This is a genomic window from Oceanicaulis sp. UBA2681 (assembly GCF_002354675.1).
GTDB lineage: Bacteria > Pseudomonadota > Alphaproteobacteria > Caulobacterales > Maricaulaceae > Oceanicaulis > Oceanicaulis alexandrii.
This window is the reverse complement of sequence record NZ_DEMB01000011.1, coordinates 226,910-245,686: the sequence shown is the minus strand read 5'-3', so window position 1 is coordinate 245,686 and position 18,777 is coordinate 226,910. Positions and strand designations below refer to the sequence as shown.

Sequence of the window (18,777 nt, the reverse complement as noted above, 5' to 3'; positions counted from 1 at the left end):
GTGCGCATGATGGAAAGCGATGAGGGCCGTGTCGCGGCGGCGTCTCCGGGGGGCGAGCAGAAAATGCTGGCGGTTCAGCAATTGCTGGCGCAGCTGGCGCCGCCGGAAACCCAGAGCGCGCCTGAAGAGGGCACAGCCGCCTAGCGCGGCAGGCCCGCAGCTTTCAGCCGGTCTTGATAGGCGCTCAGCAAAGTGTCGCTGTTCTCGCCCAGCTCGCGCAGATACTCCCAGGAGAAAATGCCGCTGTCATGGCCGTCGTCAAAGCTTAGCCGGACGGCGTAGCGGCCCACTGTGTCGGCAGCAGTGACCCGGACATTTGACTTGCCGGCCACCAGCTTCTTCTGGTTGGGGCTATGTCCCTGCACTTCAGCCGACGGGCTTTCAACGCGCAGCAGCTCAAACGGGATGGCGAAGCGCGCCCCGTCGTCATAGGCGATGTCCAGCACGCCGTCTGACGCCTTGAAGCTGAGACGGGTCGGCCAGGGGCGATCACTCATGGATCAGTCGTCCAGATTGCGAGCTTCTTCAGGCAACATGATCGGCACGCCTTCGCGGATCGGATAGGCGAGCCGGGCCTGTTTGGAGACCAGCTCATTGGCCTCGCGATCATACTCGAGAGGGCCGCGGCTGACCGGGCAGACCAGGATCTCCAGCAATTTGGGATCCAGAACGGCGGGTTCAGATTTCACATCACTCATGACACAACGTCTTACGCGGGCCTCTGGCGGGCGTCTAGCCTGCCGAGCCGCTAGAGGCCTGGCTGAGGCTGTCCTCCATCAGACTATCCAGCAGCTCGGCGCGCTGGGGGATGGAGCTTGCTTCCAGAAGACGTTGCTTGGCGGCAGGATCGAAGGGCGCGGCCATGGCGGTCTTGTTGATCACCAGAGACAGCGGCGCCTGTTCCAGCGCCGGCCAGTCGGTTTCAATCCCGACCAGGTCGAAATAGGCGTGCAACCGCTCCAGAAGGCCCGCCACTTCGATCATCGGCGTCAGATGGGCTTCGACCAGATCCTGTGTGAAGGGGCGGTAATCGGCGCGCGCGACGCGATACGGTTTGCGCACATCCAGCTCTTCTTCGATGGCGAAACGCATCACGCCTTCCAGCACCATCAGATAGCGGCCGTCGGACGTTTCCTGATGGCTGACAATGCGTCCGGCGCCGCCGATCCGCTCCAGCGTGGGTTTGTCGGACTGACCGCCGGGCGTGGGCTGGATGACGCCGATGAACCCGTCGCCGGCCAGCGCGTCATCCACCATGTTCAGATAACGCGGCTCGAAGACGTTCAGCGGCAGATGCTCCCCCGGCGGCAGGATACAGCCGCGAATGGGGAAGAGTTTGATCTCGCTCGGCGGGTTGATGATCTGGGACATGGCCGGTCGCTTTTCCTGCTGTCGTATTTCCCCAGATAGCCCGATCAGGGCCGCAGTCTAGCGCTGCGGCCCTGATGTTCAGGTCAGGAAAACAGGATGGAGGAGAGGCGGCGGCGGCCGTTCTTGGCCAGCTCGGAGCCTGCGCCGGCGGATTCAAACACCCGCAACAGCAATTGCCGCGCGGCGGCGTCATTGAAGTCGCGATCTATCGCAATGGATTGAAGAAGCGCGTCTGCGGCGCCATCCATATCACCTGCGCCCAGGCGCGCGCGACCCAGCGCATGCCAGGTTTCGGCGTTGGGCGTGCTCTGAACCGCTGATTCCGCTTCGCTGACCTCCGGCGCGTCCTGGGCTTCGCCGGCCAGTTCCATGGAGGCGCGAACGGCGGCGATGGCCGGCGCGGATTTCAAGGTCTCAGGCACATTGTCCAGAATCGCTTTGGCCTGAACCGGATCGCCGCCCGCCAGATGCACACGGGCCAGGCCGGCGATGGCGTCGGCGTTCTCCTGGTCCATCTGAAGGGCGGTGGCGAAGTCTTGTGCGGCGCCGCCCAGATCGCCCTGGCTCAGGGCCTCCTGCGCGCGCTCGACAAGGGCCGCCACCTCTTCTTCGGAGACTTCGCCTGTCATGCGGTTGATGAAGTCATTGACCTGACTTTCAGGCAGGGCGCCCATGAAGCCGTCCACCGGCTGACCATCCTTGAAGGCGATGACGGCGGGGATCGACTGGATGCGCAATTGGCCCGCGATGCCGGGGTTCTCGTCAATATTGACCTTGACGAGCTTGACCTTGCCGCCCGCCTTGGTGACGGCGCGTTCGATCGTGGGTCCCAGCTGGCGGCACGGTCCGCACCAGGGCGCCCAGAAATCCACCAGAACCGGCACGTCCTTGGACGGTTCGATCACATCGTTCATGAAGGTCTGGTCGGTGCCATCCTTGACCAGATCGGCGCCGGCCGGCGCCTGATGGCTGTTTGTTCCAAAATTTTCCATCTGTAGGTCTCCAGCAGGGAGCGAATGACGCTTTACCCCTAGGTGGCCGCTCCAGCGCCGGGATGCAAGCGCGGGCGATCACCCGTCCAGCTTCACAATTTCAGGAGTTCGGCCCAGCGAGGTGAGAAACCGCAACAGATCATTTGAGCGAATGGCCGTGGTGGCGTCGTTTTTCAGCGGATGGAAGTTGACGATCTCGTGCGCCATCAACGCCTGGTCGAGAATGAAGCGGACTTTGCGATCAGGGTCATTGACCAAGGCGAAGGCGGTCACAGATCCTGGCGTCACGGCAAGAGCGTCTTCTAGTAGCTCGGCCTTGCCGAAGGATAAGCGCCCGCAATCCAGTATCTTGTGCAGGTGCTTGAGCGCGATCTGGGTGGACTGCAGCGCCGAGATCAGGATTAACGCGCCTTTCTTGTCCTTGAGGAACAAATTCTTTGTGTGCCCGCCTGGCATGTCGGCCTTGAGGGCTTCGCCTTCGTCGACGGTGAAGACCGGCTCATGGTCGCGCGTGTCATGGGGGATGCAGAGCGCGTCCAGATACTCAAACAAGGCCTGTCGCGAGGCGGGGCGGGCGGGAAGCGGGGGCGTCTGGGTCATGGCGTCAGCTCAGCAGGATGCAAGAAATCAGGCAAGCTGCTCATGTACTGCAAAAGCTGTACAGGACGGGCTTGCAAAACGACCTTCGATAAGCGATATACCCGGCCTCGGCGCAAGCCGGACCCTGTACGCAGGTAGTGAGCGGGCGTAGCTCAGGGGTAGAGCATCACCTTGCCAAGGTGAGGGTCGTGCGTTCGAATCGCATCGCCCGCTCCATTTTCTTCAGACGACATGAGAAGACTTGCACCTGCAGCCGGGCGTCATGCCCGGGCAAGTCCCCAGTCGCCGGCCCTTGGGCCGGCGAAACGCGTTTGAGGCGGATGCAGATCTGGCGACCGGCGCCATCATACAATGGCGCCGCGTTTCTGGACCTGCCTGTCCCTACAGGATGGACTGTCGGGGCGGATCAAATCGTCAGCCTTCCCCCAAGGCGTCAAATGGCCCCCAATCCCTCTGGACCGCCTACGGCTTGATCCGCTCCGCCCCATCCCTGGTCGCAGTATTGCTGATCCGGAAACACACATTTCACGCAAGCGTGAGCCCATGTGTGTGGCAATGACCGCGGCCGCAGCCCATATGTGAATTCGCCAAGGACGGATCGGGGTCCCCCACCGGTCTCCTCCCCAACCGGAAGGCTTCGAAGCGCAACTGCGTTTTCCGGCCTCCTCGCGCTGTCCTTGGCCAATCGGCTTCACGCCGAAAAAAAGAAAAGAAAGAAGGTTCAACCATGGCCCGCGCCGTTTCACTGGTGATCGCAACTGGAATTTTTCTGACTGTCAGCCTCGTCGCCGCTTGCGCTTCGGGCAATGGTCTCTACATCAGCTCATGATGAACGAGATTCGCTGAAACCTGTCAGCGAAGCTTTACAGGCCTCAGAGTGCGTCCCCCCAGCCTGCCCGATGAGGCCTGCAGGCGCCGCTGGACATGCCTGTCCCCGTCCGGCGGCGCCGCTTCCATCAAAAAACCCCGCGGCCAGAGGCTGCGGGGTTTTTCATGTCGGTAAAGCGCGCGCTTCCTACCAAGGCAGGTCTTCGCCGCTAATATGAAAGAAGCGGCCGCTCATCGCCGGGTTGGCGCGAGCGATCAGGTCAAGCTGCGCGCTGACAGCTTCGCTGGGGGTCAAAAGGCCGTTCGGCCCGCCCATATCGGTGCGCACCCAGCCCGGATGCAGGGTCAGCACGACGACACCCTTGTCCTTGAGATCGATGCTCAGCGATTTGCCAACCGCGTTCAGCGCCGCCTTGGAGGCGCGATAGGCGTACCGGCCGCCGCTGTCATTGTCGGCGATGGAGCCCATGCGGCTCGATTGCAGGGCGATCACCTTGAGCTGGCTTTGCGCCACCTGATCGGCGAACGCTTCCGCCAGCGCCAGCGGCGCCAGGGTGTTCACGCGGAAGGTGTCCAGAAAGCCGTCATTGGCCGCTTCACCGAAGGCTTGTTCCTTCGGTCCCATGACGCCGGCGTTGGCGAACAGGATGTCGATCGGCCCCGTCACTTTTTCCTTGAGCGCATTGGCGGCGTTCAGATCGCTCGCGTCATAGGCCAGGATGTTCAGTCGGCCGTCGCCGGGGTCGAGCGCCTTGAGCGCATCGGCGCTCTCGGGGTCGCGCACCGCGGCGCTGATGGTCCATTCGCGCTTAAGAAGTTGGCTGACATGCTCAAGGCCCAGGCCGCGATTGGCGCCGGTGATGAGAGCGTGAGGCATGGTCGTCTCCGATACGGAAATCTGTTGTTTTGTTGGCCTGGAATCAAGCACAGGCATGATTGCAGGTCTAGCCGCTCAGTACCGCTTGAACCCAGCGCAGCGGGGAGTAGGCTGCGAAACATATGTTCATGCTTTTTCGATGAACATGGTCCACCGTCCACCCTTATTCCGTTTCAGGAGCCCTCCATTATGAACGCCGTGGTCAGCGTCAGGCACGCTTATGACAGAGAGGCCTTTTTAAAGGTCGCACGCAGCCGGTTTGAAGCGGCGTTTGGGGAAAACGGGCCGGATTCAGACAGTTTCCTGGATCAGCTTTGGGGGGATGCGCTTGCTGACGACCTTGCCGGAGTGAGCGAGCAGGACGCCATTTCGCTGGCTGAAGAGTTCTGGCGATACGGCGCGGATCGCGCTGCGGACAAGATCCTGATCCGCGTGCGCACGGCCCATGGCGCCGACGGGCGCAGCCTGGATCGAGACATTCTCGAAGTGATTGGCCAGGATCGGCCTTTCCTGGTGGATTCGGTGATGGGCGAAATCGCCAGCCAGGGCTTGGACGTCATGGCCATGTTCCACCCCGTGGTTCAGGTGCGCCGCGGCGAGGATGGCGAGCGGGTGCAATCAGGCGGTCGTTGCCTGAACGAATCCATGATCCAGGTGCATCTCGACCTGCTCAGCGACGATGTGCGCGAACGCCTTGAAGCGGGCGTGCGCGCCACGCTCGACGATGTTCGCGATGCGGTCGAGGACTGGAACGACATGCGCGCGGAGATGGACGACGCGATCGACCACCTCACCAACGCCAACACCTCCGCCTCCAAGGAAGAACAGGAAGAAGCCGTCGCCTTCCTGCGCTGGTTGCGTGACAACCATTTCGCCTTTCTGGGCAGCCGCACCTATCAGTTTGATTTCGACAAGAGCGACGATGCGACCCACAAGCCCGAGGTGAAGTCGGAATCCGGCCGCGGCGTGCTGCGCGATCCCGAGCGCAAGGTGCTGCGCAAGAGCGCCGAACCGATGATGCTGTCTCCGGCGATTGAAGCGTATTTGCGCGCGCCATCGCCTGTGATCGTGGCCAAGGCCAACATGAAAAGCCGCGTCCATCGCCGGGTCTACATGGATTATATCGGCGTCAAACGGTATGACGCGGATGGCAATGTGGTGGGCGAAACCCGCTTTGTGGGCCTGTTCACCGCCGAGGCCTATGACCAGATGGCGCGTGAAGTGCCGCTGATCCGCCGCAAGGTGCGCCGCGTGCTCGACAAGGCCGCAAAAGCGCCCGGCTCCCACTCGGCGAAAAAGCTTCAGAACATCGTGGAGAACTATCCTCGCGACGAGCTGTTCCAGACTGAAGAGCAAGACCTTCTGGACATCTCGCTGGGCATTTTGCACTTGCATGATCGCCCGCGCACGAAGCTCTTCATGCGCCGCGACCAGTTTGACCGCTTCGTGTCCTGCCTGCTGTTCGTGCCGCGTGACCGTTATAATTCGAAAGTCCGCGAGCTGGCGGGCGAGAAAATTCGTGCGGCGTTCAACGGGCGTCTGTCGGCGTTCTACCCGCAATTTGGCGACGCGCCTCTGGCGCGGGTGCACTTCATCATCGGGCTCGATCCGTTCAACCATCCCGAGCCTGACCCCTCCGAGCTGGACCGCGAGATCGTCGCGCTGGCGCGGACCTGGGAAGACGAGTTGCACCAGGTGGCGCGTGCGTCGGGCGAGGCGGATCTGCGCCGGGCGGTGACACGGTATCTGGACGGCTATTCCGCCGGCTATCGCGAGCGTTACAGCCCCGAAGAGGCGCTGGCCGATATTGGCCGGATGGAGCACGTGACTGCGCGCGGGCAGACTGCTGCGCGCGCCTATCGCGTTGAGGGCGAAGCCGATGACCGGCTGCGGGTGAAACTCTATCGCTGTGGGGAGCCGGTGGCGCTGTCGGGCGTCATGCCGGTGCTTGAAAATCTGGGCCTGCACGTGCTGGCGGAAGCGGGCTATTCAGTTCGGCGTCATTCTGAATCCGGCGAAGACATCGTCTGGGTGCATGAATTTGAAGCCTCGCTGGGCGATGAGAACGCTGACAAGATCGAAACGGATGCGGGGGCGTTTGAAGACGCGCTGCTGGCCGTGCTCGGCGGACAGACCGAGGATGACGGCTTCAACAAGCTGGTGCTGGGCATCGGGGTGAGCTGGCGTGAAGCGGCGTTCCTGCGCACAGTGGCGCGCTATCGCCAGCAGACTGGCCTTGATCCGTCTCAGGCCATTCAGGAAGAAGCGCTGGCGGAAAACTCCGAGATCGCGCGCGGTCTGATGGAGCTGGTGAACACCAAGTTCAACCCTGACCTCGATTTTGGGGGTGAGAGCCGGGAAAACCACGCCAAGGATGTCAGCAAAGCCATCCGCATTCTTCTGGAGCGGGTGGAGAGTCTCGATCATGACCGGGCGCTGCGTCGGATGCTGCGCCTGATCGAAGCTGTCTTGCGCACCAATTTCTTCCAGACTGACGAAAACGGCCAGGCCAAGCCCTGGATATCGATGAAGATTTCCAGCCGGGATGTGCGCGAACTGCCCGACCCCAAGCCTTATCGCGAGATTTTCGTCTGGAGCCCGCGCGTTGAAGGCGTGCATATCCGCTTCGGCCCGGTTGCGCGCGGCGGCTTGCGCTGGTCAGATCGCCGCGAGGACTTCCGCACCGAGGTGCTGGGTCTGGTGAAGGCCCAGCAGGTCAAGAACGCGGTCATTGTCCCGGTGGGCTCCAAGGGCGGCTTCTATCCCAAGCAATTGCCCGACCGCAGCGACCGCGATGCCTGGCTGGCGGAAGGTCAGGAAGCGTACAAGACCTTCCTGCGCGGCTTGCTCGATATCACCGACAACCTTGTCGATGACGCCGTGAAGCGGCCCGATAATGTGGTGTGTTGGGATGATGAGGACCCGTATCTGGTCGTCGCCGCCGACAAGGGCACGGCCACCTTCTCCGACATGGCCAATGGCGTGGCGCAGGACGAGTATGATTTCTGGCTCGGCGACGCCTTCGCCTCGGGCGGCTCGGCGGGCTATGACCATAAGAAGATGGGCATCACTGCACGGGGCGGATGGGTCAGCGTTCAGCGCCATTTCCGTGAAATGGGCAAGGACATCCAGAACGAACCCTTCACGGTCATCGGCGTGGGCGACATGTCGGGGGACGTGTTCGGCAACGGTATGCTGCTGTCCAGGCAGATCAGGCTGGTGGCCGCGTTCGATCACCGCGATATCTTCATCGACCCCAATCCGAACGATCTTGAAAAGACCTGGCAGGAGCGCAAGCGCCTGTTCGAGCTGGGCCGGTCAAGCTGGCAGGACTATGACAAGTCCCTGATCTCCAAGGGGGGCGGAATCTTTCCGCGCTCGGCCAAGTCGATCAAGCTCAGCGATGAGATCCGCGAACTGACCGGGCTGACCGGCAATACCGCCTCGGCCACAAATCTGATCCGCGCCTTGCTCAAGGCGAATGTGGAGTTGATGTGGTTTGGCGGGATCGGCACCTACATCAAGGCGTCAAGCGAGCAGAACTATCAGGTCGGCGACAAGGCCAATGACGCTCTGCGCATAGACGCCAACGAACTCAACACCAAAGTGATCGGCGAGGGCGCCAATCTGGGCGTCACACAGGCGGCGCGGATTGAATACGCCCGCAATGGCGGTCGTGTGAACGCCGACTTTGTTGACAATTCAGCGGGCGTCGACAGCTCGGACCACGAGGTCAACATCAAGATTTTGCTCAATCCGATGATGCGTGAGGGCTCAATGAAGCTCAAAGATCGAAACACATTGCTTGAGTCGATGACCGATACGGTCGCCGACCATGTGCTGGAGCATAATTACGATCAGACCCTGGCGATCACCATCGCCAAGGAACATGCGGTCGAGGATCTCGACGCCCATGAACGTTTGATGGAGCGACTGGAGCAGGCTGGACGTCTGGACCGGAAGGTTGAAGGCTTGCCGGCCCCTGACCAGATCCGCGAGCTCAAGGATCAGGGCCAGGGCCTGACGCGACCGGAAATCGCTGTTCTGATCAGCTACGCCAAGATCGCGCTGTTTGATGCGCTGGTGGAATCGGACGTGCCCGATGACGCGCATTTCAATCGCTCCCTGGTGACCTACTTCCCTGACAAGCTGGAGAAATTCTCCGACGCCATGCAGGGCCACAGGCTCAAGCGCGAGATCATCGCCACGCGTCTGGCTAACGATATGGTCAATCTGGGCGGCCCGACCTTTGTGAACCGCGCCATCGAAAGCACCAGCGCGGACATCGCCGCGATCGCCCGCGCCTTTGAGGCGGGCCGGTGCATTTTCCGCTTCAAGGATTATAGCGACCGGATCAATGCGCTCGACAACAAGGCCCCGGCCGAAGTCCAGATCGCGCTTCATGACGAGGTGATCCGCCTGTTACGCCGCCAGACGTACTGGCTGTCGCGGCGGACTTTGGGGCAGGAGGCGTTGCCGATTGCGGATGTGATCGCAGCCTATCAACCTGGCGTGGACGCGCTGAAACCCCTGGTGACCGAGATCGCCAGCCCGTTTGACTGCGAGGCTCTGGACGCCCGATTCCAGACCTATGTGGAGGCTGGCGCGCCTGAAGACATCGCCCGTGACGTGGCGCGGTTGCGTCCGCTGACCTCGTCGTCGGACGTGATTGATCTGGGTAAAACGGTGGACTGGCCGCTGGCTGCAGCGGGACGGCTTTATCACGCTGTCGGCGCCCGTTTCATGTTTGATCAGCTCAGGGCGGCGGGCAATCAGCTTTCCTCCAATCTGCACTGGGACCGGTTGGCCATGCGTCGCCTGATCGAGGATCTGTATGGCAGCCAGCAGGCGATCTGCGAGGGCATGATGGCTTACGCCAAGGCGGAACGGCCGGATCTGGTCAAGGATCTGAGCAAGCCGGATGCGGACTGGGCTGAGAACGTTGTCGGCGCCTGGACGGAGTCTCAGAAGCTGATGGTGGCGCGCGCCGACCGGGCGCTGGAGGAAATCTCCGCCACCGGCGGCTGGACCCTGTCGAAAGTCGCGATCTGCTCGACGCAATTGCGTGAGCTCGCGGCGACCGTCGACAAGGGCTAGCCGGACTGTTGAGAGATTAGAGCCAACCGTTTTCGCGGGCGATCTGAAACGCCTCGATGCGGTTGGCCGCTCCCAGCTTCTGGGTCGCGTCCGCAAGATAATTGCGCACGGTGCCGGGCGACAGGCTGAGAGTGCGGGCGATTTCCTTGTTGGATTTGCCCTCCTCCACCAGCTTCAGAATGTCACGTTCACGTGCGGTCAGCATGACCGGCGCGCTCCAGGCGCTTTCCGCCAGCTCCGCGGCGACTGCGCGTTGTCCCTGCGCCACCCGGCGCACGGCGTCCGCCAATTCCTCGCTGGGCGCGTCTTTCAGCACATAGCCCAGAACGCCCGCTTGCAGCGCGCGTTGCAGATAGCCGGGGCGGGCGAAAGTGGTCACGATCAGCACACGGGTGCTGCTGCCCGCCTGACGCAGGGCTTCTGACGCTTCAATCCCGGTCAGGCCGGGCATTTCAATGTCGGTGACCAGAACATCGGGTTTGAGGTCCTGCACAAGGCGCACGGCCTCTTCGCCGTCCTGAGCCTGCGCTAGCAGCTCGATATCGGGTTCGAGCGACAGCAGGGCCGCCAGCGCGCCGCGCAGCAGCGACTGGTCTTCAGCGATGACAATGGAAATCATGGGGTTTGCTCCAGGCTCTCCTGGCCGGGTTTGGCGGGGGGCAGACTGAGAATGACGCGAACGCCGGACTCCCGGCTTTCGATCTCCATCTCCCCTCCGAGGGATTCAATACGCCGGCGCATGCCATCCAGACCGGTTCCGGCATGAAGCTCGCCGCCGCAGCCGTCATCCTCGATGATCAGCGCGCCTTCGGGCGCAAAATGAATGCGGGCGCTCCGGGCGCCGGAATGGCGAATGATGTTGGTGATCGCCTCACGCAAGGCCAGACCCAGTGAGGAATGCGCCGCCTGGTCGAGTTCTGGCGGCTCTCCCTCGACGCTTAACCTGATCTCGGCGGCGGCGAGCGCGGATCGGGCGCGCGCCAGTTCTTGATGCACGGTCGTGACATGCATGCCCGCGACCGCAGCGCGCACATCCTTGAGGGTGATGCGGGCGGCGTCGCGGATCTCGATAATCTCGGTTTTCGCCCGGCTTGCATCGGCATCAAGAAGACGCGCGGCCAATTCCGATTTGACGGCGATCGTCGTCAGCGTGTGACCCAACAGATCGTGCAGATCCTGTGCAATCCGCTCGCGTTCACGCAGCGCCGCCAGTTCGGCCTCCATGCGCAGATTGCTCTCGCGGGTGGAGACCCGCGCAGCGGATTCATACCCGGCCAGGGTCGCCATGCCTGCCATCACGGCGATGAATTGCGACAGCACCATCTCGAAAAGCGTCACATCCAGCAGCCAGGAGGCGCACAGATAGAAGGCGCTCGTTCCCGCCATGACCAGAAGGGCGGTTTTCTGCGGCCTTAATCCGGCCAGGAGGGTGACGGCGAAAATATGAAAGTTGCCGCTCATCCCCACCACAGGGATCAGCGCCAGCGACAGGAAGGAGGCGTAGCCTGCGGCCAGCAGAATGCGGTGGGGTTTGACGCCATTGCGATACGGGTCGCCGGCATTGGCGTAAAGATACAGGGGGATGAAGCTGCCCACGGCCGCAAAGCCGATCAACGCATCGCGCAGGCCCGGCAGCTGAAAAAACCAGGGCGTGAAGTAAAACGCCAGATAGATCAGATAGAAGGTCGGGCTTTCAGACAAGCCACGCACACGGCCTGTCCATTTGGGCCTGGCGCCCTGAGACGCGGCGCTAGCGGACAGTCTATCGGATTTGCGGGTCGGTTCTGACGCCATGATATACGCGTGTCCTATCGGCGAGCGGCGGAGCCGGATCGAGGGTTCACCCTGCCCTGCTCCGCCGCTCAGAGCCAGCCTCTAGCGTTGGCGCGCCCAGGCGAGAAGCGCCAGGCCCGCCGCGAGAGCGGTGATGACTAGTGTTGCGAGGACGTGGCCCAGCATCGCTTTTTCGCCAGCGGCTCCGCTGATGGACAGCGCGATTTCAGCGAGATGAAAGCTCGGCAAGAATTGGGCGATTTGCGCCATGATGCGTGGAAAAACGCTGACCGGCATCCAGAGCCCGCCCAGAACAGCCATGCCCAGATAGAGGATGTTGGCGACGGCGACCGCGGCGTTGGCGCCGAAGACGAACCCCAAAGCCAATCCGATCAGGACAAACGGAATGGCGGACAGCACGTGAACCAGCAACAGGCTGAGCCAGACGAGGGGAGGCAGATCCACATCGGCGGCGAAAGCCGCTACGGCGTAGATCGCAGCCAGCGACACGCTTGCGATCAGAATGGTCGCCGTGGTTTTCGCCACCAGCAGCGCGCCCGCTGGCGCCGGCACGGCGCGTTTCAGGGTCAGCCAGCCGCGCTCGCGCTCTTGCGCCACGCCTGCGCCAAATCCGAACAAGGCCGGCCCCATCACCGCAAATACGCCGAAGGTCGACAGCAGATATGGGGCATTGTCCCGGCTGCCCGGGATGATCACGCCGAACAGGGTGAAGAACATCACGGGCAGGATGAGGGTCGGGATCGCAAACTCGGGCATACGCGACAGTTTGAGGATTTCAGCCTTGATTTCAGCCATATATGCGTTCGCCATCAGATCAGGCTCCCTCTGAGTCAGATTGGCCCGTCAGCGCTTCAAAGGCGTCTTCCAGGGTGGGTTGCGCGACGCTGAGATCGCTCAGCGCCGGATCCGCATTCAACAGCGCTTTGAGAAAGGCGACCGACTCGCTGACCTGAAGGCGGACCTTGCGGCCAGCCCGGTTCATCGCGATCAGTCCAGGTAATGCATTGAGCGCCTCATCAGACAGGCTGGTGACGCAGCTGATCACAGCACCGCCCATGCGAGTGCGCAGACCGTCCGCCGTGTCATCGGCGATGATGCGTCCGTTCTGCAAAACGACCACCCGGTCGGCCAAGGCGTCCGCTTCTTCCAGATAATGGGTGGTCAGCACCACCAGGGTTCCGTTCGCGGCCACGTCGCGCACGACGGCCCACAGGGCGCGGCGCGCTTCGGTGTCGAGGCCTGTGGTGGGTTCGTCCAGGAATAACAGGTCAGGCTTGCCGACGAGAGAGAGCGCAAACTGGATGCGCCGTTTCTGGCCGCCTGAAAGCTGGCCGTAGCGCCGCTTGATGAAGTCCGTCAGCGCGCACTGTTTGATCAGGGCGTCCAGATCAGCAGCATCAGGATAATAGCTGGCGAACAGCTCCAGCAACTCACGCCCCGTCAAGGTGTGCGCCAGATCCGTGTCCTGCATCATCACGCCGATACGGGTCTTGGTGGCGCGGCTGCCCGGCTTGGCGCCGAAAACCTGCAAAGCGCCGGAGCTGGGAGGGACAAGGCCAAGCGCGGTTTGCACGAACGTGGTCTTCCCGGCGCCGTTCGGTCCCAATAGCGCCAGAACGCCAGCGTCGGATACGCTGATGTTCATGCCGTCAAGCGCGGTCTTGCGGCCAAAACGCCGGGTCAGGGCGTGCGCTTTCAAAACAGGCGCATCGATATCAGGGGAAGCGGTCATCAGTCCTCACAGCCTGGGTCAGTTGAACCCGTACCGTGCCAGGACTGGAAAGAAGTCTGCAGTGACGCCCGTCACAAGAGCAGGGTGACACATGTCACCCTCTTCAAGCGCTTAGCCGAACAGATGGATGGCGCCGCCGACGACAGCGCCCCAGAAGGCGCCGCAGGTGAACACCAGAAAGGCGAGGGTGCGTCTTGGGCTCCAGCGGTTTTCAACCACCGGTTCGGCGAACGCGGTTTCCAGACGTTCCTGCAGGGCGTGCGCCGGAGAGGGGATGGCGTAGCCTGCAGCCGGATCGGCTGTCGGAAACGGAGGGACAACGCCTGTAACCGCGCTCTCCGACGGCTGGGCCGGGGCGGGTATTGCGTGTGCTTCAGTCTTGCGGTGTGCCTGCATGACGTCCCTCCATGATTATCGAAGGTAGCCGAAAAAGCTGAACAAAGCCCCAACCAGCGTTGTAAACAAAGTGTTAACAGGTCCTAAATCATCGACGAAAAAGCAAGCAAGACTAGGTCTGACAGCCTTTATAAGATCGCCACCAGGCCACGTAACGCTGCAACCCTTCGGTGAGCATCACCTTGGGTTTATAGCCGATCTTGGCGTTTAGCCGGCTGATGTCGGCATAGGTGGCCGTCACATCGCCCGGCTGCATGGGGCGCATGATTTTCTTCGCTTCCATCCCCAGAGCGTCTTCCAGAGAGGCGATCATATCCATCAGGCCTACGGGCTGGCTGTCGCCAATATTGTAAATCTCGTGAGCGCCCCGGTCGGGCGGCGCATCCAGCATGCCGATCACACCGTCAATGATATCATCAATATAGGTGAAGTCGCGGGCCATCTGGCCCTGGCCATAAACCTCGATCGGTTCGCCGCGGGCGATCATCTCGGCGAATTTGTAATAGGCCATGTCCGGCCGGCCCCACGGACCATAGACGGTGAAAAACCGCAATCCTGTTTGCGGAAAGCCGTAGAGATGGGCGTAGCTCTGGCTGATCAGCTCGCACGAGCGTTTGGTGGCGGCGTATAGGGAAACCGGTGAGACGGTAGGATCGCTTTCCTTGAAGCCTTCGCCCGTAAGGGGGCGGTCGCCATAGACCGAGCTGGATGAGGCGTACACCAGATGCTCGACCGCGTTATGACGTGCCGCCTCCAGCACAGACAGGTGCCCGGCAAGGTTTGAGCGCTCATAGGCGAAGGGATTTTCGATGGAGTAGCGGACTCCAGCCTGAGCGGCCAGATGCACGATCCGTTTCGCGCCGGAGCGCGCCACAAGCGCATTGAGCGCTTCATGGTCGGCGATATCGGCGCGCACCAGTTCAAAACCCGTGTGCGCGCACAGCCGCGCGGCGCGCGCCTCTTTCAGGTCCGGGTCGTAATAGGCGTTAAATCCGTCAATGCCGATAACGGTTTCACCACGCGCCAGCAAACGCTCCGCTGTATGCATGCCGATGAAACCGGCGGCGCCGGTGACGATCACAGGCGAGGTCATGCCTGCAGTCTCCCTCCCCGTCGCGGGACGCCTAGGGCGCGCGAACGGCGTTATGTACTTCATCGTCTGCGGCGCAATGAAGATCGGACGGCCAAGGCTGTCAGGTCACGCAGAGATGATCAGCCGCCAGAAAAGACGACTGATTCCTGCCGCGACCATGCCCCAAGCCGCCCCAAGCGTCCATATCCCGGTCGCTGTGAGGGCATAAGGCGCCTAGACGCCCTCGCCGGCGAAGGCTTTTTCGACCACGAAATCGCCCGGTTTGGCGTTCGACCCTTCCTCAAAGCCGCGGGCTTCGAGCATGGCTTTCAGCTCGCCCAGCATCGCCATGGAGCCGCAGATCATCACCCGGTCGGTTTCGGGGTTAAGGGCGGGACGGTCGATCATCTCAAAGAGCGCGCCGGTCTCGATCAAGGAGGTTATGCGGCCCTGTCGTGGCCCGTCCTCGCGGGTGACGCTGTCAAAATAGACAAGGCGGCCTGCTGCGGCCTCCCCCACTAAAGGATCGGTCTGCAGCGCTTCCACAAGACCGCGCGAATAAGTCAGCTCCGGGCTGGTGCGGCAGGTATGGGTGAAAACCACCTCGTCAAACTGCTCATAGACGCCCGGCTCGCGGATCAGGCTTGCGAACGGCGCAGCCCCGGTGCCGGTCGACAGCATGTACAGGCGCTTGCCAGGCTTGAGCGCATCGGTGACCAGCGTGCCGGTGGGCTTGCGACCGACCAGCACCCGGTCGCCGGGCCGGATATGGCGCAAGCGCGAGGTCAGGGCGCCGTTCTCCACCTTGATGGAGTAAAACTCCAAAGTGTCGTCCCAGCTCGGGCTCGCCACGGAATAGGCGCGCAGAACAGGTTTCTTTTCGCCTTCCAGACCAATCATCAGAAACTCGCCCGGCCGAAACCTCAGGGTCGAAGGCCGCGCCGTGCGAAAGCGGAACAGGTCATCGGTGAAATGCTCCACCTCAGTGACCTTGCAAGCGAAGAATGCGCCTTGGTCGATCACGTCCGCGTCTTGGGTGACATCAAGCATATCGGTCTCCTTCAGGCGCTCAGGCCCGCAGCAGCGTCCGGTTCCGTCCAGGGCGGAACTGGCAGCCCGCGGGCGCGCAGGAATTCAGGATTGAAGAGTTTGCCGGCGTAGCGGGCGCCGGAATCACACAAGAGGGTGACAATGGTCTTGCCCGGTCCAAGGTCTTTCGCGAGGGAGATCGCGCCCGCGATATTCACCCCGGCGGACCCGCCCAGCGACAAGCCCTCGGTCTGAATGAGATCAAACAGGATCGGCAGGAAGTCAGCATCCTCGATACGATAGGCGTGATCGACCTCAAGGCCTTCAAGCTGACCCGTGATCCGGCCCACGCCGATGCCTTCGGTGATCGAGCCGCCCTCTGATTTGAGTTCGCCCTGGGTGAACCACGAATAGAGCGCGCCGCCTGCGGGATCGGCGAGACCGATCTTGACGGCGGGTTTGGCGGCTCGCAGGGCGGAGGCGATCCCGGCCAGTGATCCGCCAGTCCCGGCGGCGCAAATGAAACCGTCGACCTGGCCGTCTGTCTGTTCAAGGATTTCGCGGCCGGTGGTGGCGGCATGGAAGGCCTTGTTGGCGGGATTATCAAACTGGTTCGCCCAGACAGCGTTGGGCATGCTGTCAGCGATCCGGCGCGAGGCGTGGACGAAATGGTGTTCGCTGGAATAGGGCGCAGGATCGACTTCGATAATCTGCGCGCCAGCTGCGATGAGGGCTTCGCGCTTGCCGGCGCTTTGCCCGCGCGGCATCACGATCAGCGCCTTGTATCCGAGCGCGCCCGCGACCAGCGCCAAGCCGATGCCGGTATTGCCTGCCGTGCCCTCGACGATGACGCCGCCGGGCGTGAGCGATCCGTCCGCCTCCGCCGCGCGGATCAGCCCAAGCGCCGTGCGATCCTTCACCGAGCCTCCGGGATTGAGAAACTCGGCCTTGCCGAAAATTTCACAGCCCGTGGCGTCTGACGCAGCCTTCAGGCGGATCAGAGGCGTGTCGCCGATCAGCTCCACAATCGGTGCGGTCATGTCATGCCCTCTTTGATCTGCCGCCTCAGATCAGGCGGACGGCGCCGGCGCGTTTGGCGCGCGCGGCGCGAACCGGATCAAAGATGCCGCACTCTTCGCGGTCCTGACCAGCCCAGCGGCCATCTCGAGAGCCGGGCGCGTCAGAGGGCGCGGTGCAGGGCCAGCACCCGATCGACGCGTAGCCGTCTTCCGTCAACGGGTGCCGGGGCAGGTCCAGCGCCTTGTAGCGCGCCGAGACCTCTTCTGGGTTCAGGAAGGAGAAAGGGTTGATCTTTACCCGCTCACCATCAAATTCCACGGCCGGAATGTCGCCGCGCTGACCGCCATGATAGCGCTTTCGGCCCGTAATCAGGGCGTCATACGGGTCGAGCGCGCGGCCCAGCGGGCGGACCTTGCGCAGATCACAGCAGGCCTGCCCGTCCCGGTCATACAGCGTCTCGTCAGGGTCCTGGGCGCGGACCTCGTCTTTCTCAGGGCTCAACACCTGAAGGTTGGACAGGCCCAGATGGTCGACCAGATGGTCGCGATACCGCAGCGTCTGGGGAAAATGCAGGCCGGTGTCCAGAAACAGGATCGGCGTGTCAGAGGCGATCTTGGCCACCAGCGCCAGCCCCAGCGCGGCCTCTGCGCCGAAGGAGGACAGCATGGCCATGCGTCCGCCATAGACCTCCGCGGTGCGAGTAAGAATAGTCTCGGGCGAGGCGCCGTCGAGCTCCGCCGCCAGCGCTTCGGCGGTCGCCTTGCGCGCCGCCAGCGCCCGAATGTGCAGGGCGGTCGGGCGCGCCGTCACAGCGCCGGGATCAGGCTGGTAGATATAGGGCGCGCCGCCCGTAATACGGTTGCGGGCGGAGCCTTCGGGACGTTCGATATCCACCGCGTCAAACCCCATCCGCAACAAATCGTCGACCTGATCAGGCAGCACAGGGCCGACTGCGCGCAGTTCGCCCTCAAACCCTGAGCGGCGCAGCAGCGCGGCGAGCGAAAAGCCGCGCCCATCCTTGAAGCTCGGGAAGCGGATCACGACGCGGTGCACGCCGTGAATTGCGGTTTGGGCCTCTGAGAACGCCGTGTCGCCCGCCAGCTCGACAGAGTGCGGTTCGACCCGGGCGAGAGCATCACGCGCCATAGACGGCCTCCTTGAAGGGTTCTGTTCCCAGACGGTTGAGGGTCTGGATGAAGGTTTCCTGGGGTAGAGCGTGCTCGGCATAGACGCGCACGCAGGCGATGACGGCGGTGACGGCGTCATCCGCCGATAGTCCCGGACCAAGGATCTTGCCGATAGCGGCGGCGCCGTCCCCGACGCCCCCCAGGGTGAGCTGGTAAACCTCCACCCCCGCCTTATCGACGCCCAGAAGGCCGATATTGGCCACGTGGTGATGGCCGCAGGCATTGATGCAGCCTGAAATCTTGATCGTCAGGTCGCCGGTGGCGTCATCCAGTCCCGCCTGGTGCAGCCCGGTCGAAATGGCTTGCGCGATGGGGATGGAGCGGGCGTTGGCGAGATTGCAGTAATCAAGTCCCGGGCAGGCGACGATGTCGCTGGCGCGTCCGGCGTTCGGCGTGGCGAGTCCGGCCTCATCCAGCAGCGCGAACAGCGTGCCCAGCGCCGCCTTGTCCACATGGGGCAGAACCAGATTCTGCTCCTTGCTGACCCGGATTTCGCTCAGGGCGAACCGGTCGGCGATGTCGGCGATCAGGTCCATCTGATCCGCGCTGGCGTCACCGGGCGTTTCACCGGGCGCTTTGAGCGGGATCACCACGACGGCGCGGTTTTTCACCTTGTGCGGCTTCACATTCACCGCGCGCCAGCGGGCGAAAGCGGAGCCGGTCGGGATATTCGTCAGCGCTTCACCCGGCGCCGGCGGCGCGAAATAACCGCTGACGCGCTCGATCTCTTCAACGGGCAAAGTCAGGGCGCGGCCGCGGCTCGCGGCGTACTCGGCTTCGAC

16 protein-coding genes, 1 tRNA gene and 1 pseudogene are annotated in these 18,777 nt (G+C 62.7%); 2 read left to right on the top strand and 16 right to left on the bottom strand.

Annotated elements, in window-relative coordinates:
- Positions 1-140: 140 nt before the first annotated feature.
- The 5 genes from B3M53_RS09295 to B3M53_RS09275 form a co-directional block, all read right to left on the bottom strand.
- Positions 141-497: a DUF971 domain-containing protein gene (locus B3M53_RS09295; protein ID WP_286800183.1), complete on the bottom strand. Its 357-nt coding sequence runs from the start codon at positions 495-497 to the stop codon at positions 141-143.
- A 3-nt stretch (positions 498-500) separates the two neighbouring features.
- The gene (locus B3M53_RS09290) at positions 501-698 is read right to left on the bottom strand and encodes a Trm112 family protein (RefSeq protein ID WP_028284665.1); all 198 of its coding nucleotides are present in this window, start codon (positions 696-698) and stop codon (positions 501-503) included.
- Between the two features lie 34 nt (positions 699-732).
- The gene (locus B3M53_RS09285) at positions 733-1,371 is read right to left on the bottom strand and encodes an LON peptidase substrate-binding domain-containing protein (RefSeq protein ID WP_286800182.1); all 639 of its coding nucleotides are present in this window, start codon (positions 1,369-1,371) and stop codon (positions 733-735) included.
- Positions 1,372-1,454: 83 nt separating this feature from the next.
- Positions 1,455-2,363 (bottom strand): thioredoxin, encoded by a 909-nt coding sequence (gene trxA / locus B3M53_RS09280; RefSeq protein ID WP_286800181.1) that lies wholly within the window; start codon positions 2,361-2,363, stop codon positions 1,455-1,457.
- Positions 2,364-2,441: 78 nt separating this feature from the next.
- Complete coding sequence (locus B3M53_RS09275) at positions 2,442-2,963, bottom strand: prolyl-tRNA synthetase associated domain-containing protein (protein ID WP_286800180.1); 522 nt, start codon at positions 2,961-2,963, stop codon at positions 2,442-2,444.
- Between the two features lie 141 nt (positions 2,964-3,104).
- On the opposite strand from B3M53_RS09275, the gene B3M53_RS09270 reads away from it, so the two are divergent.
- A tRNA-Gly gene (locus B3M53_RS09270) sits at positions 3,105-3,179 on the top strand.
- Positions 3,180-3,978: 799 nt separating this feature from the next.
- On the opposite strand, the gene B3M53_RS09265 is transcribed toward B3M53_RS09270, so the two are convergent.
- A complete protein-coding gene (locus tag B3M53_RS09265) occupies positions 3,979-4,668 on the bottom strand; it encodes an SDR family oxidoreductase (RefSeq protein ID WP_160093089.1) in 690 nt (229 codons plus the stop codon).
- A 189-nt stretch (positions 4,669-4,857) separates the two neighbouring features.
- Between B3M53_RS09265 and B3M53_RS09260 the strand changes: the two genes are divergently transcribed.
- Complete coding sequence (locus B3M53_RS09260) at positions 4,858-9,765, top strand: NAD-glutamate dehydrogenase (protein ID WP_286800179.1); 4,908 nt, start codon at positions 4,858-4,860, stop codon at positions 9,763-9,765.
- Between the two features lie 16 nt (positions 9,766-9,781).
- On the opposite strand, the gene B3M53_RS09255 is transcribed toward B3M53_RS09260, so the two are convergent.
- From B3M53_RS09255 to B3M53_RS09210, 10 genes and pseudogenes are all read right to left on the bottom strand, one after another.
- Positions 9,782-10,384: a response regulator transcription factor gene (locus B3M53_RS09255; protein WP_286800178.1), complete on the bottom strand. Its 603-nt coding sequence runs from the start codon at positions 10,382-10,384 to the stop codon at positions 9,782-9,784.
- Entirely contained in the window at positions 10,381-11,559 is a 1,179-nt protein-coding gene (locus tag B3M53_RS09250; RefSeq protein WP_286800175.1) for a sensor histidine kinase, read from the bottom strand. The genes B3M53_RS09255 and B3M53_RS09250 overlap by 4 nt, the downstream gene beginning before the upstream one ends.
- An 81-nt stretch (positions 11,560-11,640) precedes the next feature.
- Entirely contained in the window at positions 11,641-12,369 is a 729-nt protein-coding gene (locus tag B3M53_RS09245; RefSeq protein ID WP_160093093.1) for an ABC transporter permease, read from the bottom strand.
- Between the two features lie 4 nt (positions 12,370-12,373).
- Entirely contained in the window at positions 12,374-13,291 is a 918-nt protein-coding gene (locus B3M53_RS09240) for an ABC transporter ATP-binding protein (RefSeq protein WP_286800171.1), read from the bottom strand.
- A gap of 111 nt (positions 13,292-13,402) precedes the next feature.
- The gene (locus B3M53_RS09235; protein WP_022701106.1) at positions 13,403-13,687 is read right to left on the bottom strand and encodes a hypothetical protein; all 285 of its coding nucleotides are present in this window, start codon (positions 13,685-13,687) and stop codon (positions 13,403-13,405) included.
- Between the two features lie 112 nt (positions 13,688-13,799).
- Positions 13,800-14,780 carry an NAD-dependent epimerase/dehydratase family protein gene (locus tag B3M53_RS09230; RefSeq protein ID WP_286800168.1) on the bottom strand — a complete coding sequence of 327 codons (981 nt, stop codon included), beginning with the start codon at positions 14,778-14,780 and terminating at the stop codon, positions 13,800-13,802.
- Between the two features lie 213 nt (positions 14,781-14,993).
- A complete protein-coding gene (locus B3M53_RS09225; protein ID WP_286800166.1) occupies positions 14,994-15,809 on the bottom strand; it encodes a ferredoxin--NADP reductase in 816 nt (271 codons plus the stop codon).
- A gap of 11 nt (positions 15,810-15,820) precedes the next feature.
- Positions 15,821-16,828, bottom strand: a complete 1,008-nt coding sequence (locus B3M53_RS09220; protein WP_286800164.1) for a cysteine synthase A — start codon at positions 16,826-16,828, stop codon at positions 15,821-15,823.
- Positions 16,829-16,853: 25 nt separating this feature from the next.
- A complete protein-coding gene (locus B3M53_RS09215) occupies positions 16,854-17,954 on the bottom strand; it encodes a phosphoadenylyl-sulfate reductase (protein ID WP_286800162.1) in 1,101 nt (366 codons plus the stop codon).
- Positions 17,944-18,777 (bottom strand): annotated as a pseudogene (locus B3M53_RS09210) (nitrite/sulfite reductase); the annotation flags it as partial. The pseudogene B3M53_RS09210 and the gene B3M53_RS09215, both read right to left, overlap by 11 nt.